Genomic DNA, 20,167 nt, shown 5'->3' with positions numbered 1-20,167 from the left:
ACAGGCAGAGGCATTGTCCGCCAGCTATCGTGCCAGCGCCCGTATTCAGGGGATGCGCGTTGATGGCCTGACGCATGAGGCGGCCAGTCTGCGGCACACGCTGGAGACACAGCGCCGCACGCTTTCCTGGCGCGTGACGGCTCCTTTGCGTGTTGTCCGGCATTTGATGAAAGGCCAATTGCCAACAGGGCAAAAAATTCCTGCTGTCTGTCAGCGCGTCAAAGAAATCTATCAGGATGAAGGGCTGCACGGTGTCACGCAGCGTATTCAGGCCCGCCTGCCGGAGACCGGGGTGGGGCGGGCGGTCGCCCGGTATACGTCCAATCGCCAGAAACACCCCTCGTCTCCTCAGGCTCAAACCTCCGCAGTGCAAACGCCAGCGCCGGATCAAGGTGTGAAGTCATCGCCCATGACTGCGGCAGAGCGGCAAAAAGCGCTTGAGGGAGTGTATGCCAAGCCACTCGGTGCTGAGGCACTGAACCAGCTTACGCCGCATATTCTGATTATTGCAGAACTCTCCTTGAGGCAGTGCGCGAAGTATCGTGTCTGGCAGAAAGAAGAACAACTGCGGTCTTTGGGCTGGACCGTAGATGTTGTGGACTGGCGCGAAACGGAGCAGGCGCTGGCGGCTCTCCAAGTCTGCACCGAGGTGATTTTCTACCGGGTTCCAGCCTTTGAATCCGTTGAAATTCTTCTTCATGAAACACGGCGGCTCGGCTTGTCCCCGTGGTGGGAAGTGGATGACTTGATTTTCTCCGCTGAGCTGTATCAGGAGAACGGAAACCTTCAGACGCTGGATACGGCGGAGCAGAAACAACTGCTTTTTGGTGTTCGCTTGTTCAGGAAATGCCTGTTGTCCTGCGACCGCGCTATTGCGTCGACCCGAGTCCTGGCACAGGCCATGGTAGATGCTGGCATTCCCTCTGCTGTGGTGATTGAGAACGCGCTGGACCAGCAAACCATAGAAATTGCGCAAAGCCTGGCAGAACGTGGTGTGCCTGCTCACGATACCACGCAGGAAATCCGTATTGTCTATGGGTCAGGTACCAAAACGCATGACGCTGATTTTCGGATGGCGGCCAGCGGTATTCTTGCTGCCATGCAGGCAGATCCACGCCTGACTCTGCATATTATTGGTGATCTGACGCTTCCTGAAAGCTTTCTTACTGTAAAGGAGCGGGTGCAGACCCTCGCCGGGCGTGATTATGCCGCGTATCTGGCGCTTCTGGCGCAGGCCGATATTACGATTGCACCGCTTGAACCCACGATTTTCAATGATGCCAAAAGTAATATCAAATTTCTTGAAGCCGCCATTCTGAAAATCCCCTCTGTCTGTTCCCCGAGGGATGCATTCCTGCAGGTCATGCGGGATGGCGAAAATGGACTTCTGGCTGAGCAGGATGAGCAATGGCGGGATGCCATTCTCCGTCTGGCCGCAGATCCTGCGTTAAGAGTGCAGCTTGGTCAGCAGGCCTATGAGGATGTTCTGGCCCGATACAGCCCCGACCAGATTGCGCAGCAGCAGGTGTTGCCGGTCTTTGGGGAGCCTGTTGATGTACGCTCAAAAACAAACCTGCGCGTGCTATGCGCCAATGTGTATTTCAGTCCGCGTTCCTTTGGGGGAGCGACATTTGTGGCAGAGGAAATGGTACGTCGGTTGCAGCGTCTGCCGGATGTGGACGTGGCTGTGATAACTTCCCGTCCGGATTTGAAGGATCGTGGCAACGCACCTCTCCGTTACAGTGCTGATGGTTGCCCGGTGCTGGGCGTGCGTGTTCCGCCTGATCATGATCGGGTGGGCGGCCTTGATAATGCGACGGCAACCGGCCACTTCCGGAAATGGCTGGCGGCCATGAAACCGGACGTTGTGCATTTCCATGCGACCCAGGGGTTGGGTCTGGGTTTGTTGAGAGCCTGTATTGAAGCTGGTGTGCCCTATGTGGTGACCGTGCATGATGCCTGGTGGCTGTGTGACCGTCAGTTCATGGTGAAAGCCGACGGGCATTATTGTTTTCAGGAAAAAATCAATCTGCGTGTCTGTCAGGCGTGCGTGCCTGAGGCGCGGCATCTGTCTGAACGGGCCGTGATGATGCGGGCTGCGATGGAAGGGACTGCGTTGCTGCTTTCCCCCAGCGAGACGCACCGGCAACTGTTTATTGCCAATGGCGTTCCTCCAGACCGTATCCTGGTGAATAGAAACGGGTTTGTCTGGCCCACACACGCCCGCACTCCGCGTAAACCCGGTAGCCCGCTGCGCTTTGGTTATGTTGGCGGCACAGAGGAAATCAAGGGTTACTCTCTGGTGCGGCGGGCTTTTCAGTCTCTGTCAGATAGGAACTGGGAGCTTCGGGTTGTTGATAACAAACTCAATCTGGGTATTCGTTCCGTTTATACAGAATCATGGAAAGTAAAGGGTACCGTCACAACGGTTCCGGCATACGCCCCTGAGAGTATGGATGCCTTTTTTGATGGGATTGATGTGTTGCTCTTCCCGTCTCAATGGAAAGAAAGCTACGGTTTGACTGTGCGTGAAGCTCTGGCGCGAGATGTGTGGGTCATCTCCACAGCACCGGGTGGGCAGTCGGAAGATATTGTTGACGGAGTAAACGGCACGCTGATTGCCATAGACGGGCGACCGGACAGTTTGCAGAAAGCCGTTGAAGCGCTTCTGAAAAATCCTGAAAGACTGACAGGATACGTCAACCCGCTCAAACAGAACCTCGCCACTTTTGAGGAGCAGACAGCAGAGCTGGACGGCGTTCTGCGCGACGTGGTGGCCACAAAAACGGCTAACGCGCAGCGCCTCGCAGACGATCTGTCCGCCATTTCAGCCGATCCAGCTGATTGATAAGGCCATAAAGCGCGCGTCCTTTCCATGTGGGATGGATGGTGAGGGGGCGTGGCGCGTGCTGGTTCAGATAGGTGTCAATCCATTCCGGGTTGAAGCCGCTTTCTGCCGGGATCAGCGCCCGCCAGTCTGCAAGGTGGGGCACCCGGAAGGGGTTATCCCGTAAGACTTCCTGCTTGAGAAAAGGTACTGCTCCCGTTTGCGCCATATCCCGCCAGTGTGTGTGCATGGGGTTGGTAGGGAAAAAGCGGGCCATGGGAGCGTTCAGGTCACTCCATGCGGCATGAAGTGGAATGTTCGCAGCTTTCAGGGCGACGGACAGGCCGAGTTCACCGTGCCAGATGATTTCATCCCGGGACATGTCTTGAAAAGGAAGGTGCAGAACGCGCTGCACGGGGGGCGCCTGGAATGCGGCTTGGGACAGCCCAATAAACCAGGATTGCAGGTGGGGCGTGACGGCCCGAGAGGCAACCAGCCCCCATGCAGGGCGTTGGTTTGCGGTAAGCTCTTCTAAAAGAAGGGGCAGGGGTTTGAGCGGGCCGAAGACGCTGTCATTGGCAAAAAGAATGTAAGGGGCGTCCTTGGCGAGTCCTTTTTCCAGAAGAAATTGCCAGGCACCAAAGTCCAGGCCGCCATTTGGCCGTCTCCAGGCATGAATACCGTGTTTTTTGCAAAAATTATTTGTGTTTTCATGAATAGCTTCTGCACCAGAGAGAATAATATGCAGAGTGACACCACACTTTAACAGATTTTTGAGGTAAAAGCGGGTGTGAAGAGGGAGGTTCCCATCAGGAACATAACAGGCAAACAGGCAGACTGTCCCTGCGGGCAAAGGGGCGGATGGCGCCCTTTCAACCTGTTTTTTGGTGATGCCTGCGGGAAAAATCGAAACTGATTGCATTTTTAATTTGGTTTTTTCGGTGAAATATGACTATCAAGCCGCGAGTGTTGCTGGTTATAGTAGCCGAAGAATTGTTACTCACATAGTTCTGTCTGAAGGGGAGTTAAAGTCTCAATGAGCAAGGCCTTTATTGCTGCGGTGATCCAGGATTCGATCAACTGCACCGGCGTTGCCGCCAATCAGGCTGCCAACGACCTTCTTGATGCGATTGTAGAAGAATTGAAGCGTGAGGGTGGGTTTACCCTTCCGTCTTTCGGAACATTTACAGTGCGCAAGACAAAGGCGCGTAAAGCCCTGAATCCGCGGACGGGTGAGCCTGTAAAAGTGAAGGCCGGTAAAACGGTGCGCTTTAAAGCCAGCCCCAATCTGAAAAAAGCAGTCTGAGTATTTTTTACTCAGTCTGATGCTTTTGAAAACAGTTCTAAGGTTTCCTTAGAGCTGTTTTTTTTGGCCTGTTTCAGGGGAGGGGCTGCCCTTTCCCACCGGTTAATCGGGTTTGATATCGTCCAGACGATCAAGTTTCCGCAGGCCGGGGAAAAGCGCCATCCACAGAGCGGTAATGACCAGTGTGCCAATGCCGCCCACCACCACCGCGGGAACAGCCCCGATAGCACTGGCCAGCATGCCACTTTCAAACTCCCCCAGCTGGTTTGATGACCCAATAAACAGCATGTTCACGGCAGAGACGCGGCCGCGCATCTCGTCCGGCGTGCCAAGCTGAACCAGCGCACTTCGCACCATCACGCTGATAACGTCTGCTCCGCCAAGCACGGCTAGTGCTGCAATGGAAACCGGAATGGAGCGGGAGAAGCCAAAAACAATGGTGGCAATCCCGAAGATCATGACCGAGACAAACATCCATCGCCCCGCATGGCGGCCCAGCGGGTAACGGGCCAGAATGGTGGCCACCAGCAATGCGCCAATGGCAGGTGCCGCGCGTAGCAACCCTAGCCCCCACGGCCCTGCATGCAGGATATCCGTGGCAAAGAGCGGCAGCATGGCAGTGGCGCCGCCCAGTAGCACGGCAAACAGATCCAACGAGAGTGCACCCAGCATGGTGGGTTTGCGGCGCAGGAAAGAAATGCCACCGAACACAGCTGCCAATGTTGCGGGTTGCCGCGCACGGGCTGGAAAACGGAATTTCATGCTGGCTGTGGCCAGAGCGGCAACAGCAAAGCCTGTGCCGCAGAGCGCGTAACAGACGCCAGCTCCCAGCCCATAAAGCAAGCCACCCAGAGAGGGGCCGGCAATGGAGGCCACCTGAAACAGAGAGGACGACAGCGCCGCCGCGCGCGGGAATAAGGACGCAGGCACAAGTGAGGGCAGAAAGGTCTGCTGGGCAGGCATTTCAAAAGCCCGGCAGATGCCAAACAGGGCCACCAGACCATAAATCATGCCGGGTGCCAGAAAATGCGCAAAGGAGGCCAGCGCCATGAAGGCGGCAGCAAAGGCTTCGATGGCCTGACAGGTGATGACAATGCGCCGGCGGTCGTGCTGGTCTGCTGCGTGCCCTGCCGGGAAAATAAAGGCCACCATGGGCAGAAACTGAGCAAGCCCCACAAAGCCGAGTGCCGCTGCACTATGTGTGAGCGCATAAACCTGCCACCCGACAGCAACAGCCTGAACCTGAGAGGAAAACGCCCCAAGTGTGCGGGACGTGAGGGCCGCAGCAAGACCGGGCTGGGACAAAAGAGGCGTGGCGGCTGCCGGATGATCTTCCATGGGAACGAGTCATAACAGGCAGCACAGGCAAAGGCCTATCCCTGTTGGGACCGCTTTCTTTTAAATAATACGAGAGCTTTGGAAGGGACTACCAGTTTCAGGGGGTAATATAATACCGCTGTAAAAGCACACCAATCATTTCGTGTGAGGAAAACAGGAACAGGCCGCCCAGTATGGTTAGGGATGCGCAATAGCAGAGCGTCAATGTCTCCTGCTTCTCGTTGCCGTTAAGTGCATAGGCAAAAAGCAATGCGGGGATTAGAAAATAGCGTCCCTGCACGCCGCCGATGGTGGTCGGTGCATCGTCACTCCATGTGATGAGCATGGCGAAAAAAATCAGCAGAAACGAGACCAGAGCCGCACATCCAAGGCTGAGTCGAGCCTGCCAGTTGTTGCGAAATGCAGTGAAGGGGCAGGATAGAACTGCCAGCACGATAAGGGCTGCGGTAAGGATCCCATAAGCATGTTCTGGTAGAGGGGTATCGAGCCACCCAAGACGACCAAGGAACGTCGTCAGGTAATCGACCTGAACCGTATGCAGCCCAAGCGTATGCAAAAGGATTTTGAAAAAAGACCAGGGATGCAGGACGTAATGCACCGCTCTTTCGGAGGCGGAGGTTGCGGGGAGTGGCAGCTTGAAAACCGTGGTCTTGAGAGACAGAATTGTCCATGAGACGGTAAAAAGGCTGGCAATTGTTCCGGCGATGAGACTTGCCTTGCGGCGGGTGAAGGCTGCGCTCAGAAATATGAGCCCAAGTAACGGCAGGGCATGTTGGCGGCAGGATGTGACGAGTGCCACGGAGACAGCAAGCAGAAACAGCAGGCTCAGAGGCGTTTTATCCCGATCCTGCGTGATGCGTAAAAAGCAGGAAATGGCCAGAATGGTCATTGCAGTGGAGACACCATCCAGACTGCATGCGGCTTCCTGAAACAAACTCATCGGTAGGATCAGAAGAGCCAGCACCAGCGGGTTGGGTGTGGTGAGCAGGAATGAGGCAAACAGCAGAATGCCAATAGATGCAATCGCGCTCAGTCTGGCCAGCATATAGGAGCGGTCGACTGAAAGGCCGAGCCAGCGGCCAACAGTCAGTCCTATGGCTTGTGGAGCATAGAGAACAGGGAAGTAGTAGCCCGTGCCCGGAGCCTCGGCATAAACACTCTTATGAGACCATGGAATGGTCTTTAAGCGCGCAATGTCTTGCTCAGTGACCTTGATGTCCGGGCGGAAAGGGTATTTTTCCGAGAAATTCAGATACTCCAGAAGGCCAGAGTCTAGCGGCCCGCCTGATAATTTATGCGGTTGAGCGGTCAGAAAAATCTGTCCCTGGCTCAGAAAATAAGCGCGTTTGAGATGATCTCGCTCATCAGGAGACTGAAGGGGCGGAATGAGGGCTGTCAGAAAAAAGCAGAAAAAAAGAAGAAGAGCGGCAGCCAGAATAGAATTTTTTTTTCGAATCGATAGTTTTTTAAAAGACAACATTGCAAAAAGATCCGTGGTGACTTTGTGATCCTGCAATAGCAATGATGTCAGAAAAATACAGCGCCCGTTATTGCCCCAAGAGGGAAAATAATTCAGGCCTGAGGATCAGACAGATTTTATATGTCTTAAAGAAAATGGCTGGGGCGGGAGGATTCGAACCTCCGCATGGCGGAATCAAAATCCGCTGCCTTACCGCTTGGCTACGCCCCAAGAGTGCGGTTGGCTCTTATTAAGGCCAACCAGTAGGATTCGTAAAGAGTGAGAACGCGCTGTTTTGTCTCTCAGAGAGAATTTTCAGGGGTAAGGGGAGCGGACGGGGCATCTGGTTCTTCAAAATCCAGATCCGGCAGGCCGCCGTCGCTCAGTTCACTCTCAGCCGGGAACAGGCGGAAACCGGCGGCTTTGTTCAGAGCCTGATCGAGCGCGGCCATGGTGCTGCCCATGTCTTCGCTATCATCTTTCTCCCAGGCGCGGAGTGTGTGCGTCCAGATGGCGACTACCATATTGATGCGCACCAGCCCGCCCAGCCCGGCGACGTTGATTCCGGCGGCATCGGCCATCCAGCGCATGCTTTCCAGCGTGGCGCCTCCCAGCAGCAGGGCAAGAGGCGGGTCCATCGGGAGGGCGCGCATGACGGCGCGAATCCCACCCCGATACTGCTGGAACACATCCAGACGGCGCATCAGCAGGTCAAACAGGCGCTCACGCGAGGAACCGAAGGTGGTGTTGTCCGCCAGAGCAGACTCGTCTGCCATACGGCCCAAACGGAGCAGCAGAGACGCGCGGCAGGGGAAACGCTCGCGCGTCTGCGGGAAAGCAAGCCCCGCAGTCCGAGCGGAATCCAGCAGAGAGACAGACGCCCAGCCCCCGTGCTCGGCCTGTGTCATGGCAGCACTCAGCAGGGCGGTGTCAAAGTCATCATGGTCCATAAGAAGAAGCCTGTTCGTAGAAAATAGAGAGTAAGGCGGCCTGTCGGGCCGCGTAAATCAGGTCGAAAGCTCTTTGGCGCGTCTGGCGGCTGCGGCTACGGCACGGGGCACGATAGCGGGCCATGCGTCTGGCGCCATGAAGACTTTCAGGGCCTCCGCCGTGGTACCACCGGGGCTGGTCACGCGGCGGCGCAACTCTTCGGCATCCGCCGGAGACTGGTTGAGTAGCGCGCCCGCGCCATAAATGGTCTTACGTGCCAGTGTGCGGGCGGTCTCGGCAGGGAGGCCCTGTTCCACACCGGCTTTTTCCAGCAGTTCGGCCAGCAGGAAAATGTAGGCTGGACCGCTGCCGGAAATGGCGGTGACGGAATCAATAAGTTCTTCGCGCTCAACCCACACCGTATCGCCCACAGCCTGCAGCAGGGCATCACATTGCGCTTTCTGTGTGTCGGTGGCGTGCGGAGGGGCATACAGACCGCTCATACCTGCACCAATGGCACAGGGCGTGTTGGGCATGGCCCGGATTATCACCGGCTGTGCCTGCGGGTTGCCCTGCTTGTAGCGTTCCGTAAGGCTTTCCACCGTGCGGCCTGCCATGACAGACAGCAGCGTGGCGTTAGGGAAGCGCTGTGCCATAGCCTCCAGCGCCGGGTCTGCCTTCTGGGGCTTGATGGCCAGAATAATGACATCCGGCTGGAAATCCGCCGGGACATCCTCCAGCGTAGCAGCCAGTTTATGGGGGGGCGGCAGGGTGCGGTCATGCCGGTCCAGCACGACGGAAGGTTTCAGACCGTGGGCCAGCCAGCCTTCCAGCATGGAGCCGCCCATCTGGCCACAGCCAACCAGCAGGACGGAGGGCAGGGGGGAAGTATGAGCCGTCATTATGCTTCTCCCTGACAGTCCAGCATGGCAACGGCCAGAGCATCAGCCGGGCTTTGCCCGCCCCACAGGAAAAACTGAAAAGCAGGGTAAAAGCGTTCACACTCTGTCAGGGCGATGTCGATCATGTCTTCAAACACCTCGACAGAGATGCTCGTCCCGCGCAGCAGCAGGGCATGCCGGAACAGCAGAACACCGTCTTCCTGATCCAGACTGAAATGGCCAATCCACATCCGCTCATTGGCCATGCCAATCAGCTCATACAGCGTACGCTGCTGGGGCTGAGGGGCCTTGAGGTCAAAGGCGCAGGTAAAGTGCATGGCCCCAAGTTCTGCCGACCAGGAGAAGAACATGCCGTAATCGCACCACTTGCCGGGGGCTTCCACGGCCATTTCGGTTGCGTTGCAGCGTTCAAAATTCCAGCCGTGTCCACAAATGACCTGTTCCATCAGATCCAGCGGATTAACGGGAGGAGAAGGGGTGTTTGTGCTTAACGCGGGCATGTCTCACTCTCGGCTGCAAGGTGATGCGGAAAAACGCTGCGCTCAGGAGGTGTGGTGCGTGTGGCTGCCGTGGCTTTTCTGCTCGAGTGCGTCCACACGGGCTTCCAGTGCGGCCAGACGGCGTTCGGCTTCTTCCTGTCCGATGCGCGCACGGGCGGCGAGTTCACGCACCACTTCAAATTCTTCACGCCGGACAACCTGCAGGCTGGTCAGCACTTCATCCACGCGGCTGCGTACAATGGCGTTAAGCTCTTCTTTTGCGCCGGTCAGGGCTGAAAAAGCACCGCCGGCTACACCAGCAAGATCATCAAAAAAACGCGGTTTGTCAGACATTGCTGGTTCTCCACTTAAACAGTTAAATCTTCTCCCTTAGGCTTATAGTCAGTCTGCGGGCATGAGGCTATCGCTTCTTTAGAAATGTCTGGACAGCGTTTGTCTGGCAGGTGTGCAGCCCACTCCTGCCCCGTTGTCCATTGACCCTGCCTCAGTGCGTTCCCATTATCAGAATAAGATATTGAAACCATTATCAGGCCGGTCCGACCAGGAAGCGGTCTGCACAGTATGAGTGGAGAGACAAGCTTTATGGACAACATGACGGCGGAGGCATTTCTCAAACCCCGCCTTGCAGCACTTGTGAGTGAGGCAGACAAAGCCGGATACAGTCAGGATGTGACGGTTGCGCTCCTGATCAGCCTGCTGGACACCATGAATTTTGGCACTGATCCTAATCCTCCTTCAGCTCAGGGAGGTGCAGCATGAGTGTGCGTGATCCTTATGAGGTGCTGGGGGTTTCCAAAACCGCCAGTCAGGATGAGATCCGCAAGGCCTATCGCAACCTTGCCAAGAAATACCATCCTGACCTGAACCCCGGTGACAAGGTTGCCGAAGAACAGTTCAAGGCAATCGGGCAGGCGAATGATCTGCTTTCCGATACGGAAAAACGGGCACGGTTTGACCGGGGCGAAATTGATGCCGCCGGGCAGGAACGTCATCCCGGATTTGGCGGCGGTGGTGGCGGCTACGGGGATTACGGGGCAGGGCCGGGTGGCTTCCGTTATGCCGGAGGGCAGGGCCACTCTTTCAGTGAAGAAGATCTGGGTGACCTGTTCAGCGGCATGTTCACAGGTCGTGGACGGCGTTCTGCCGGACCGCGCAAAGGGGCTGACCGGTCTTATTCGCTGAAGGTCAGTTTTCTGGACTCGGTCACGGGTGGGAAATCCCGCATCACGCTGCCGGAAGGGGCAACGTTGGATGTGCGCATTCCCCCGGGGATTGAAGACGGCCAGACTCTGCGCCTGCGTGGCAAAGGTGGCCCCGGTGTTCAGGGCGGCCCGGATGGGGATGCGCTGATTACCGTGAATGTTCAGGCTGACCCGACCTATACGCGTGATGGGTTTGACCTGACCGAAACCCTGCCGGTGGACCTGAAAACAGCCGTGCTGGGTGGTCCCATTACGGTCCCGACCCCGACAGGCCCGGTTAAGATGAACGTGCCGCCGCAGTCCGACAGTGGCACCAAGCTGCGGTTACGTGGGAAAGGCGTGCAGGCTCATGGCTCGCGTGAAGCCGGGAATCTTTACGTGACGCTGCAAATCAAGATCGGGAAGCCTGATGCCGCGCTGGAAGACTTCCTGAAAAACTGGACGCCTGACAACGCGTCCTAAAGCCGCAGCGGCTGCCTGTGCCTGAACCGCCCATGAGCGGACAGGCGCAGGAGCACGCCTTGTTTGGGGCAAACTCTTTTAGTTGTCCCGATACAGCGGCAGGTCCAGCTTATGGGTGCCTTCCCCTGTAATCTGAATCTGAGCACTATTTTCTGAAACCAGCTTGAACGTTACCGTCAGGTCATCCTGTTTCCCGGTCCATGCAGTGCCGGAGGCGCGGGAGAGGCTGAAGTGATCCTGCCCGACAATTTTCTTCAGGGATTCCGGCAGCATGACGAGCAGGCGCTCCGCAGGACCCGTTGCCTTGTTCGCGGCGACCGTAATCGGGTCCATCGCCATAATGGCCCATTGTCCCACAAAAACTGACGTCTCGTAATGCGCCTGTGTGGCCGGGGCCTGCACGGTGGGCTTTGCGGCCTGTGCGGGGAGCGGCAGGGCAAAGGCCAGACCGAGCGGGATAAGGGCAGAGGCAAAAAGCGGCTTCATGGCGGGCTCTCCTGAAAACAGATCTTTTCATGTGCCTGCCTGCAGGCTTTCCGTCCACCCCGATGGGGGAATGTGATCGGGTTTATTTGAGACCCAGACTTGACGAAGAGCTGTTTGAGACCCAGATAAGTAGGAGTTACAAATCTGCATTGCAAAAACGGAAGGGGTTTCGCCATGTCAGGAACAGATTCATCACATGATGCGTCCGTGATCTCACAGACTCATACCCCTGATGCAGGTCTACAGGCAGAGCATGAGGGTGTGGGCGCGGAAACCCATGCGGTTATGGCGGACCCCGTTCTGCCTGTGACACCGGCTCCCGTGCCCTCCGCTCCTCCGCCACCGGAAGGGGTCGCCGTCAAGGAAGTCTTCCAGATGGTTGGCGCGATGGTGTTCGTGTTCTGCTTTGCCGCCCTTGGCTTTAACGCCATGTATCACGCGGGCTATTAAGAGCAAGCCAGACGTCAGGGTATAAAGTGTGAGCAATTAGCCATGCTGTAGCACTGTAAGCTTTGGTTGCTGGCTTTTGTCTCGATTGTTCCTGCGCGTATCAAATGGGCTGAATTTGCTCTGCGTCGGATAAGCAATCGGCAGTCTGGTAAGTCTAACCTGATCGGATGAATTACAGAAAACTGAATGGCTCAAGGATCAGAAAATTATCCGGCTGAACCAGGGCTAAAAGTCAGTTCATTAAAAATCATTTAATATTTTTTGTTCAGCTATTTATTTTCAAATAATAGAAAACAACATATTGATGCTGATATGAAAATATTAAATTTGAGAAAATTATAATTTCCGAATAATGCCGTGATTTTACTATGAACAAAAGAGCAGACAATACAGCGCTATGTGCGTCTGGCCGGTCATCATTTTTAGCAGAAGACGGAAATCCTGATTCCGTAAAATCATCAAAGCTAAAAACTCTTCCGGTAATTCCGCAGGCTGGGGCCGGGGTCATTCGCTATGATTGCAACCAAATTTATCGGATTTTATTTCCCAAGCCTGTATGCAGGTCTTGGTGTCTGCGTCTGACAGAACGAGATACAGGCAATGGTTTTCTTGAAAAAGGGATGAGGGGGAGGCTTTGCGTGCCGGCATAATCTAAAAGAGCACTTTGATCCATGCTTTCCTCTGGTAATTATGGCCTGCAGATGCGCCGCGACAGTTTGAAAGCACTCTCTTCATTACTGCTAAAAAAATATTACAGCAGTAAAAATATTATTTGGAAAAGATAAGAAATATGACTGATATTTTGTCCGACACGACTATTGGCGGTGATGCCAGTAACGCTACGACCTGGAACGGTGGAACAGTTCAAAGCGGCGTTGGACTATTTGTGAGTGCAGGAGGTATCGCCTCCAATGTGAGTGCTGGGTCTGGGGCTTATATAGATGTTTATAACTCCGGAAGTGCTGTCAGCACGTATCTCTTTGGCGGTGATTCTAAGGATAATATTGCCGCAACGCTCAATGTTTTATCAGGAGGTCAGGCGAGCTTCACGTCCGCGGTGGACGGCGCGAATATCCTGGTCTCTGCAGGTGGCACAACGTCTGGCGATGTCGCTGGCACAGGCGGGCAGGAAACTGTTTGGGGTAGCGCTGTTGATCTTACTGTTGATGCTGGCCATGCGTACCTTTCCAACGGGGGAAACGGTACAAACTGGACTGCTGCAAACGGGGGCTGGATTGGCATCTATAACGGCGCGACGTTAAACGGTCTCACCGTATCCGGGACAAATACCTATGCTGACATTTCTGGCGGCCGGGTCAGCAACGCGACCGCGACAGATAGCGGCATAGTTCAGATTGAAAATGGCGTAACCGTTTCTGTCGCCAGTGCTGTCTCTGGCGGTGCCATTCAGGTTTCGGCGGGCGGCATAGCACAAAGTGCCGTCATTGAGACAAAGGGTGTTATGGATGTTCATGGTGGGGGATCAAGTCTATCCGCCACTTTAGAGGCGGACGATGCGACCTTAAATCTTTCTGGCGGTAAGGCTTCACAGACAATTCTTTCAGCCGGCGTCGTGAATGTTTACACCGGCGGTGACCTTACGGATACGACGGTTCAGAGTGGTATCATTAATCTGTCAGGCGGGAGTGCAACCGTTGTCTCAGCAACAAACGGAAGCGGTGGCATAAACGTTTTTGACGGCGGACATCTAGCGTCGGCCTCGTTACAAAGTGGCGGATATGTTCATATTTCTGCTGGTGGCACCGCGACCTCTGATATCGTTCAAAGTGGCGGCACCGAATATGTAGACGATGGCGGCACCAGCATTTCCGCCCAAATTCTCACCTCAAATGCCAATATTATTGTATCGGCTGGTGGCTTGGCATCTGATGCTAAAATTATCAGTGGCTACGGGACTGTTTACGATAGCGGGACAATGAATGGGGGTGCCATTCAGAGCGGGATCATCACGGTATCCGGTGGCCTTGTTTCTGGTATGGTTGCAGACAATGGCGGTGGTTTTGATGTTTCCGGCGGTAGCGTTTCGGCGCTTAACATCAACACGGGCGGCTTTATCAATCTTTATGAGAGTGGCTCTGCTGCAAATATTACTGGGAGTGGCAGCAATCTTACGAATGGAAACGGTGGCGTAAGCGTTTTTGGCGGTACGCTCAGTAATGCGAGCTTCCAGGACGGAAGTACGCTTACTGTATCCAAAGGTGCAGTGAGTGATGTCACATTGGCTTCCAATGGTCATGGGTTTATTACAAGTGCGACCGTAGAGAGTGCCACCATTTCCGGCGGGACTATGGTGCTGTATGCAGGCGCAATAACATCCAACAGTGTTTTGACAGGGAACGGCACAGTCCCTAACGGTCAGTCTCTGGCTTTTGAAGCAATTTCCGCTGGGGCAAGTTCCTATAATGCGACATTTAACAATGCCGCTGCGGAATATGTTAGTAAGGGCGGCGTATCCATCAGTGCCACAATTAATGATGGTAGCTACGCCTATGCGTATGCGGGCGGCACGCTTTCTGACCTCACAATTAATAATACAGCAAGCGCGATTGTGAGTGCAGGCGGCCAGCTTACGGGTGCAACCGTCAATAATGGCGGCTACGTTTCCATTGAGAGTGGGGGGACCCTTTCAGGGACCCTTTCCCTGCAAAGTGGCGGCCAGGCCAGTATTTATTCAAATGCTGGTGGTACCATTGTGATGGATGGGGAGAAGAATACCGGTCTGGTTATTTCCGGTCTGTCATATGGCGGAATTGTTAACACCGTCATTTCTGGTTTTGATGGCGCAGCCGCGGGAGACTCCGACGGCATCGTATTGGATGGCGTCAAAGATGGAGATGTTGTCGGCATAGCCTATGATTCTGGTGATGCTAACCGCGTGTGGATCAATCTGAAAAATGGTCATGCTATAGGGCTAGAGATTGATAACGCCTCCAGCCTTGGCAATTCGCTGGTCGTAGGGACAGATGGTAATCTGATTTACGAAGTGTGCTTCCTGAGCGGGAGCATGATTCGTACGTCCGCAGGGGATGTTGCGGTCGAAAATCTTACGATTGGTTATGACGTTGTGACTTTCGACTGGAAGAGCAACAAATACGTTACCCGTCCGGTTGTCTGGGTTGGCAAAGCTCAGGCTACGGTGCGTACGGATCTACGGGATGACGAAGCAGGATATCCTGTGCGTATTCTCAAAGATGCGATTGCTGAGGGCGTGCCTTACAAGGATATGCTGATCACTGCAGAACATTGCCTGTTCTTTGAAGGAAAATTTGTGCCAGCCCGTATGCTGGTCAACGGTGTTTCCATTTTCTACGATAAGTCCATTACCTCTTATGACTACTACCATGTGGAAACAGAGCAGCATTCTGTTATTACTGCCGATGGCATGCTGACTGAAAGCTATCTGGATACTGGCAACCGCGCTTCCTTCCGTCAGGAAGGCACGGTGGTCCGGCTGGGTGGGAAAAAGCGCACGTGGGCAGATCATGCCGCGGCACCGCTGTGTGTTGAGCGATCTTTTGTTGAACCGCTGTTCCGTTCTGTGGAATTGCGCAAAAACTCTGTTGCGGGCCGCTGTGTTCAGACGGAAGATATTGAAACCACCCTTGATCCGGATCTGCATCTGATCACGGATACCGGGACAATTCTTCGCTCAATGCGGCACAAGGGGCAGCAGTACAGCTTCATGCTGCCCCCTGAAACAAAATCCGTTCGCCTTGTTTCTCGTGCCAGTCGCCCTGCGGATGTGGTTGGTCCTTTTGTGGATGATCGTCGTTGCATGGGGGTGGCCGTTGCCGACGTGCGGCTGCTGTGCGCCAGGGAGCAGTTCGCTATCACCTCTCATCTTCGGGCGGAGAAACCTGAAGGCTGGTATGAGAGCGATGAGACGGACTGCGCATGGACCAATGGGAATGCTGTGCTGCCACTGGGTGATTATCTTACCAGGGGCAAAATGGGCATTCTCTCCATAATGATCCGGACCGCTGGACCTTACCTTGTCCAGCCCAGGCAGGCTGCAGAAACGAACGTCCGTTCTGCCTGATTTTTAGATTTTTTAGTGCTGGCAAGCAGGCTCTCCCCTGAAGGGCAGGGCCTGTTTTTTATGGGATGCTTCTTTTGCGGGCTCTGGCTTATTCGTGCCGGAGGGTGACGACCAGAACGTCCCGATAGGCCGGGTGGGTCGGGTCAACCGGCTGGACCGGCGTCACACCATGATAAACCCGGCTGTCATTCACCAGCGCCGTATCCATCGGGTCTGTCAGCGTAAAGCTGCCAACCGGCTGGCGGTTAAGATCGTGAATAGTCGTTTCGCCTCGGGCAATATTTTCCCGGCGCACCATCATCACACACACCCAGTCCACGCCGTCCCGGTGTAGCCCTTCCGGGGTGGGGCGCCCGGCTGAGTCCGGGCTTGCTTCAATCCGGAACTGATGCACTTCCGCATGCCAGGCCACAGGGCGCTGCGTCTGCGGCGTCAGATCATCCGCAATATGCTGCGTTAGCCGGAGCACTGCGAGCAGCGCCGGGTGCTCTACCATGGCGGGAGTAATGGCCTTGAACCAGCGTTCAATCCCGCCATTGAGCGTGTTGTAATCCCGGCTCTGATAATGCGGCTGATGCGGCTTTCTCAGAATCTGGTCTTCCGTCAGGGTGAAGGTCGCGTGGCGGCGGCGGCGGTAACGGCCGCCATCCGCCATGTAGCGATCAACTCCCAGATGATTCCAGCTTTCTGCAAATTCCTCCCATCGCTCCATCCCGAATTGCTCCAGCAGCGGGCGGATGGCAGCGGCCTGCTCATAGGCAAAACCGTTCTGACCAAGCGGTGCTTCAAGGGCTTCCAGCGGTTTTAAGGCCGCTGGCGGGAGGGAGTGTGGGCGGGCGTCAGGCATGGGGCGGACCTTCTCCAAAAGCAGCAGCAGGGGAGCTTTCATCTTCAGGCTTTTGCAGGCCTGTGTCAGATTTTTCTGCGGCTTCAATCGCCTTTTTTTCTTCAGCGGAGGGCTGAGGCACAGGCTCAGGGGCAACAGGCTTAGGCTGCTGCGCATGGGCGGCTGGCGTCATGGTATCCGGCACATCGTCCACAGCCAGATGCATGCTGTTGCCCGGCGGCGTGGTGTAATAGGACGTCGGTGTGTAGAATTTCACCCCGGCTTCGACCATCAGGTTGGCCAGACGGCGGTAGAATTCACGCTGCACCTTCCACTTCATCATCGGGGCAGTTTTGATGGCACCGACCAGCACAGCGCCGTTGCTGTCCGTCTTATCCACACCCAGATCGGCATAATCCGAGAAGATCATGTGGCTAAAGGCGTCCTCAGTGCGCATCTGGGCCACAACGCTGGCCATCAGCTTGGCGACTTTCACGGAGTCTTCGCTCAGGTCCAGCACCTGTTTGACGATAATCTGGTTAAAGCCGCGCCCTGTGTTGGCAATGGACGTGACGGAAGAGAACGGGATGATGTGCAGGTCACCATCAATGGAGCGCACACGCAGCGTCCGAATGGACAGATGTTCCACCGTGCCGGAAACGCCCCCGGTGGTGACCCAGTCGCCGACCTGAATGGCATCTTCCGCCAGCATGAAGAAGCCGGTGATAACGTCCTTCACCAGACTCTGGGAACCGAAGGACAGCCCCACACCCATAATTCCCGCACCCGTCAGCAGCGGTGTGACGTTAATGCCAATCTGCGAGAGGGTGGTGACCGAGACCACGATGATGATGATGGCCAGCAGCACGGTACGGATAATGGGCAGCACCGTGCGCAGACGTGTCGCGCGGGAGGCCTGAGCGGATGAGGTATAGCGGTCGATCTGCTTGTTCAGCAGACCATTGATGACTTCCCACGCCAGTGCAGCAATGGTTGCCCCGATGGCCAGACTGAGGGCAGCGCCGACCAGACGTGAGCCCAGCGGAGAGTGGAAGAAGAACTGGAAGCTCGGCAGGCCCCAGCTCTGCGCGATGATCACGCAGGTCATGAACACAATGACAATGGTCAGCACACGGCGCACGAACGGGTAGTAATAATCCGCCCGTTTCTGCAGGCCGGGATATTCCGCCTCAACCGTATCACTAATCCGAAACAGACGGTCCTGCATGCCATAGGCCAGCACCGCCACCAGACGGGACAGGACCAGAAAGGCAAAGGTCAGGCCCGTGCCGCGCAGAATCCACTGATACCCACCCTTCAGGTGTGCCGCCCAGACGAACCACAGCGCGATATCCAGAAACAGGACCGGAATCCACCAGAAGCGCGCAATGGTGCCCACAAAGGCCCAGAAGGCTTTTTTGCGCATGTTGTCGGAGGGTTGGAGCGCATTGGCCACAATATGCCGGACCCGCCAGATGAACGCGGCAATAATCAGATGCTGGATCAGCACCACCGCGCGCAGCATGGCTTCCGTGCCACGCGGAGCCAGATTAAACTCGCTCCCTAGTGTAGACAGGCAGATGACCAGTGAGGGCGCGGCCACCAGCACGTTCCACCAGCGGGTAAGCATCCGTGCCGTATCATCTTTGGCAGGAGCCAGACGAATAGCGGGGGAACGGGGCGCCAGAGCGGTTTCAACCAGCAGATACAGGCAGCGGGCCACCACGTAAGCGTTGGTCAGTGTGATGGTGACGGTGCTGGCCTGCTGGGTGGTCGTCAGGAATTCCGCTCCCAGATAACCCAGGCCCAGGAAGACCGCGACGGGCAGCAGCTTGAGCAGGAAATGCAGAGCATTGTAAGGAACCCGGATGAGGTAACGCATCACCTCATTACGGCGACGCTGGTCATCGGCGCGGGTTTTGGTGTTGTCACCATCCGGGGTGGAGGTGGCAGCCTGCACATTTTCCACCGCAACGGCGGCTTCCTGTTTGCGCTCACGCGTTTCGGCGTGGGCTGTTACAGAATTCAGTGGCTTTTTAAGCAGCAGGCTTGTGGCCCGTTCCAGAGCAAGAGCCACCAGCATGATGATCAGGGCGCGACTGAACGCATCAATCAGAGTCTGACGAGACTGCGGATTGCTGATTTGCTGATGGAACCACGTGCCGACTGACCGCAGATCCTTGAACAGCGCCGTAAAGTTCTGGGTGTAACCCCGCATGGCAGCCGTCAGACCGTCCAGTTCGGAGTTGACGTCACTGTCAATCACAGCGGTAGGATTGTCTTTTTTGGCGGCAGGCGCTGCGGCGGGCTGTGCAACAGGCAGGCCTTTGGCCATGAGCGTCAGGGTATTGGTGAAATCCTGCCGCTTCTTGGGGTCATTCAGAACGCTGAGGAGCTGTTCCGCATCCTGACGGCTGAGGTTCCCTGTGGAGGCTCCTGCTGCCGGAGCGGCGGCAGGCGCCGTATCAGCGGCCAGAGCCTGGCTGCTCAGCCGGGGCGCAATCCCGAAAACCAGAAGGCAGACAAAGCAAAGCCCGAGGGCAAATCTGGCTAGAGAAAAAGGTGGAGAAGCCGTGAGGGCTCGGGTCGTGCTCTGGTGCAGGCTCTCTGCCGCCATGGCGTGCCGTATCCTTGTTTAAAATGTCGGTCAGGAAAGGGGCACACTACAGGCCCCCTGTGTGAAGAAATGGTAAGGGGCAAATCTGGCGGTAACAAGGTGCGCAGCCGAAGGCCTGATGTGCCGCCAGATGGGGGACTACATCCGGCGGTCGAACGTGACGATCTGGCTGTTTTCCGCGCGAAGGACCAGCGTTCCGGCAATCAGATCATGCAGTCCCTGTTTCTGGCGCGTGAAGGCCACCATCAGCACCCCAATGTGGAAGAAGGGGAAGGAGATGAACGCCTTGATCAGGAACCGCACAGTCGCCCGCGCAATGGAAATGCGCTCACCCTGCAGGGTGGTGACTTCCAGCTGACACAACCGCTTGCCCGGTGTGGCGCGGAAGCGGGAGGACTCAAACAAAATGAAATACAGGGCCGGCACCAGCGCCATCAGGAGCCCCGGCAGATGCCAGTGACCGACCTGAATATGGGGGATGAGCACGGAAATGGTGTCAGGCTGCACGCGTTGCGCAATGTCCACCACATCCACGGTCTGGCCGGAACTGTCAGGGATGGGGAGTTCTTCCCACTGGACCTTGAAGTCCGGCAGGATGAAATATCCCAGAACGGCATCCATCGCAGTGAGGATAATGCTGTCGATAAGGAAGGCCCAGACGCGCCACCAGAACCCGGCATAAATCCAGACAGGCTGGCTACCATTCCCTTGTGGGAAACCTGCCCCGTTTTGTGCGCCAGACGGTTGCCCCCAGCCGGGAGGAAAAGCGGAAGAAGACATCAGGCCTGTTCCTTAAAGCGCG

17 protein-coding genes and 1 tRNA gene are annotated in these 20,167 nt (G+C 55.9%); 6 read left to right on the top strand and 12 right to left on the bottom strand.

Features of this window, described 5'->3' with window-relative positions:
* Nucleotides 1-52: 52 nt before the first annotated feature.
* Entirely contained in the window at nt 53-2,848 is a 2,796-nt protein-coding gene (locus ACHQGU_RS14575; protein WP_395496450.1) for a glycosyltransferase, read from the top strand.
* Here the strand turns inward: ACHQGU_RS14575 and ACHQGU_RS14570 are convergent.
* Nucleotides 2,790-3,209: a hypothetical protein gene (locus tag ACHQGU_RS14570; protein WP_231866239.1), complete on the bottom strand. Its 420-nt coding sequence runs from the start codon at nt 3,207-3,209 to the stop codon at nt 2,790-2,792. The genes ACHQGU_RS14575 and ACHQGU_RS14570 overlap by 59 nt on opposite strands.
* A 654-nt stretch (nt 3,210-3,863) precedes the next feature.
* On the opposite strand from ACHQGU_RS14570, the gene ACHQGU_RS14565 reads away from it, so the two are divergent.
* Nucleotides 3,864-4,133 (top strand): HU family DNA-binding protein, encoded by a 270-nt coding sequence (locus tag ACHQGU_RS14565; RefSeq protein WP_025826565.1) that lies wholly within the window; start codon nt 3,864-3,866, stop codon nt 4,131-4,133.
* 102 nt (nt 4,134-4,235) lie between these two features.
* Here the strand turns inward: ACHQGU_RS14565 and ACHQGU_RS14560 are convergent, their stop codons facing one another.
* From ACHQGU_RS14560 to ACHQGU_RS14530, 7 genes are all read right to left on the bottom strand, one after another.
* Nucleotides 4,236-5,471 carry an MFS transporter gene (locus tag ACHQGU_RS14560; RefSeq protein WP_062141403.1) on the bottom strand — a complete coding sequence of 412 codons (1,236 nt, stop codon included), beginning with the start codon at nt 5,469-5,471 and terminating at the stop codon, nt 4,236-4,238.
* A gap of 97 nt (nt 5,472-5,568) precedes the next feature.
* A complete protein-coding gene (locus tag ACHQGU_RS14555; RefSeq protein WP_395495468.1) occupies nt 5,569-6,951 on the bottom strand; it encodes a DUF2142 domain-containing protein in 1,383 nt (460 codons plus the stop codon).
* A gap of 135 nt (nt 6,952-7,086) precedes the next feature.
* Nucleotides 7,087-7,161, bottom strand: a tRNA-Gln gene (locus ACHQGU_RS14550).
* A 71-nt stretch (nt 7,162-7,232) separates the two neighbouring features.
* The gene (locus tag ACHQGU_RS14545) at nt 7,233-7,880 is read right to left on the bottom strand and encodes a TetR family transcriptional regulator (protein ID WP_395495467.1); all 648 of its coding nucleotides are present in this window, start codon (nt 7,878-7,880) and stop codon (nt 7,233-7,235) included.
* A 57-nt stretch (nt 7,881-7,937) separates the two neighbouring features.
* Nucleotides 7,938-8,762, bottom strand: coding sequence for a pyrroline-5-carboxylate reductase (gene proC, locus ACHQGU_RS14540; protein WP_395495466.1), 825 nt, complete (start codon nt 8,760-8,762; stop codon nt 7,938-7,940).
* Nucleotides 8,762-9,262: a YbjN domain-containing protein gene (locus ACHQGU_RS14535; RefSeq protein ID WP_043550336.1), complete on the bottom strand. Its 501-nt coding sequence runs from the start codon at nt 9,260-9,262 to the stop codon at nt 8,762-8,764. Before ACHQGU_RS14535 ends, proC begins: the two co-directional genes overlap by 1 nt.
* A 42-nt stretch (nt 9,263-9,304) precedes the next feature.
* A complete protein-coding gene (locus ACHQGU_RS14530) occupies nt 9,305-9,595 on the bottom strand; it encodes an accessory factor UbiK family protein (RefSeq protein ID WP_062141393.1) in 291 nt (96 codons plus the stop codon).
* A gap of 228 nt (nt 9,596-9,823) precedes the next feature.
* On the opposite strand from ACHQGU_RS14530, the gene ACHQGU_RS14525 reads away from it, so the two are divergent.
* Nucleotides 9,824-10,021, top strand: a complete 198-nt coding sequence (locus tag ACHQGU_RS14525; protein ID WP_215753842.1) for a hypothetical protein — start codon at nt 9,824-9,826, stop codon at nt 10,019-10,021.
* On the top strand, nt 10,018-10,926 hold the full coding sequence (locus tag ACHQGU_RS14520) for a DnaJ C-terminal domain-containing protein (RefSeq protein ID WP_395495465.1): 909 nt from the start codon (nt 10,018-10,020) through the stop codon (nt 10,924-10,926). Before ACHQGU_RS14525 ends, ACHQGU_RS14520 begins: the two co-directional genes overlap by 4 nt.
* 78 nt (nt 10,927-11,004) lie before the next feature.
* On the opposite strand, the gene ACHQGU_RS14515 is transcribed toward ACHQGU_RS14520, so the two are convergent.
* On the bottom strand, nt 11,005-11,412 hold the full coding sequence (locus tag ACHQGU_RS14515; RefSeq protein WP_395495464.1) for a hypothetical protein: 408 nt from the start codon (nt 11,410-11,412) through the stop codon (nt 11,005-11,007).
* Between the two features lie 207 nt (nt 11,413-11,619).
* Here ACHQGU_RS14515 and ACHQGU_RS14510 point away from each other — a divergent pair, with 207 nt between their 5' ends.
* Together ACHQGU_RS14510 and ACHQGU_RS14505 are read left to right on the top strand one after the other, a co-directional pair.
* Nucleotides 11,620-11,862, top strand: a complete 243-nt coding sequence (locus ACHQGU_RS14510) for a hypothetical protein (protein WP_156470097.1) — start codon at nt 11,620-11,622, stop codon at nt 11,860-11,862.
* Nucleotides 11,863-12,652: 790 nt separating this feature from the next.
* Nucleotides 12,653-15,922 (top strand): Hint domain-containing protein, encoded by a 3,270-nt coding sequence (locus tag ACHQGU_RS14505; protein ID WP_395496449.1) that lies wholly within the window; start codon nt 12,653-12,655, stop codon nt 15,920-15,922.
* An 88-nt stretch (nt 15,923-16,010) separates the two neighbouring features.
* Here the strand turns inward: ACHQGU_RS14505 and ACHQGU_RS14500 are convergent, their stop codons facing one another.
* The 3 genes from ACHQGU_RS14500 to ACHQGU_RS14490 all read right to left on the bottom strand — a co-directional run bounded on the left by ACHQGU_RS14500 (nt 16,011) and on the right by ACHQGU_RS14490 (nt 20,145).
* A complete protein-coding gene (locus ACHQGU_RS14500; protein WP_395495463.1) occupies nt 16,011-16,769 on the bottom strand; it encodes a 2OG-Fe dioxygenase family protein in 759 nt (252 codons plus the stop codon).
* Entirely contained in the window at nt 16,762-19,365 is a 2,604-nt protein-coding gene (locus ACHQGU_RS14495; protein ID WP_395495462.1) for a mechanosensitive ion channel family protein, read from the bottom strand. Before ACHQGU_RS14495 ends, ACHQGU_RS14500 begins: the two co-directional genes overlap by 8 nt.
* 138 nt (nt 19,366-19,503) lie before the next feature.
* Nucleotides 19,504-20,145 (bottom strand): RDD family protein, encoded by a 642-nt coding sequence (locus ACHQGU_RS14490; RefSeq protein WP_062248646.1) that lies wholly within the window; start codon nt 20,143-20,145, stop codon nt 19,504-19,506.
* Nucleotides 20,146-20,167 lie beyond the last annotated feature (22 nt).

Origin of the sequence: Acetobacter sp. KSO5 (assembly GCF_044094635.1) — a bacterium.
GTDB lineage: Bacteria > Pseudomonadota > Alphaproteobacteria > Acetobacterales > Acetobacteraceae > Acetobacter > Acetobacter cerevisiae.
Note: the sequence above shows the minus strand (reverse complement) of the source record. Positions and strands in the feature narration are given on the sequence as shown.

Excerpts from the sequence above, each read along its gene's own strand:
- ACHQGU_RS14575 (WP_395496450.1), top strand. The coding sequence starts at position 53 with ATGCGCGTTGATGGCCTGACGCATGAGGCGGCCAGTCTGCGGCACACG.
- ACHQGU_RS14570 (WP_231866239.1), bottom strand. The coding sequence starts at position 3,209 with ATGTCCCGGGATGAAATCATCTGGCACGGTGAACTCGGCCTGTCCGTC.
- ACHQGU_RS14565 (WP_025826565.1), top strand. The coding sequence starts at position 3,864 with ATGAGCAAGGCCTTTATTGCTGCGGTGATCCAGGATTCGATCAACTGC.
- ACHQGU_RS14560 (WP_062141403.1), bottom strand. The coding sequence starts at position 5,471 with ATGGAAGATCATCCGGCAGCCGCCACGCCTCTTTTGTCCCAGCCCGGT.
- ACHQGU_RS14555 (WP_395495468.1), bottom strand. The coding sequence starts at position 6,951 with ATGTTGTCTTTTAAAAAACTATCGATTCGAAAAAAAAATTCTATTCTG.
- ACHQGU_RS14545 (WP_395495467.1), bottom strand. The coding sequence starts at position 7,880 with ATGGACCATGATGACTTTGACACCGCCCTGCTGAGTGCTGCCATGACA.
- proC (WP_395495466.1), bottom strand. The coding sequence starts at position 8,762 with ATGACGGCTCATACTTCCCCCCTGCCCTCCGTCCTGCTGGTTGGCTGT.
- ACHQGU_RS14535 (WP_043550336.1), bottom strand. The coding sequence starts at position 9,262 with ATGCCCGCGTTAAGCACAAACACCCCTTCTCCTCCCGTTAATCCGCTG.
- ACHQGU_RS14530 (WP_062141393.1), bottom strand. The coding sequence starts at position 9,595 with ATGTCTGACAAACCGCGTTTTTTTGATGATCTTGCTGGTGTAGCCGGC.
- ACHQGU_RS14525 (WP_215753842.1), top strand. The coding sequence starts at position 9,824 with ATGAGTGGAGAGACAAGCTTTATGGACAACATGACGGCGGAGGCATTT.
- ACHQGU_RS14520 (WP_395495465.1), top strand. The coding sequence starts at position 10,018 with ATGAGTGTGCGTGATCCTTATGAGGTGCTGGGGGTTTCCAAAACCGCC.
- ACHQGU_RS14515 (WP_395495464.1), bottom strand. The coding sequence starts at position 11,412 with ATGAAGCCGCTTTTTGCCTCTGCCCTTATCCCGCTCGGTCTGGCCTTT.
- ACHQGU_RS14505 (WP_395496449.1), top strand. The coding sequence starts at position 12,653 with ATGACTGATATTTTGTCCGACACGACTATTGGCGGTGATGCCAGTAAC.
- ACHQGU_RS14500 (WP_395495463.1), bottom strand. The coding sequence starts at position 16,769 with ATGCCTGACGCCCGCCCACACTCCCTCCCGCCAGCGGCCTTAAAACCG.
- ACHQGU_RS14495 (WP_395495462.1), bottom strand. The coding sequence starts at position 19,365 with ATGGCGGCAGAGAGCCTGCACCAGAGCACGACCCGAGCCCTCACGGCT.
- ACHQGU_RS14490 (WP_062248646.1), bottom strand. The coding sequence starts at position 20,145 with ATGTCTTCTTCCGCTTTTCCTCCCGGCTGGGGGCAACCGTCTGGCGCA.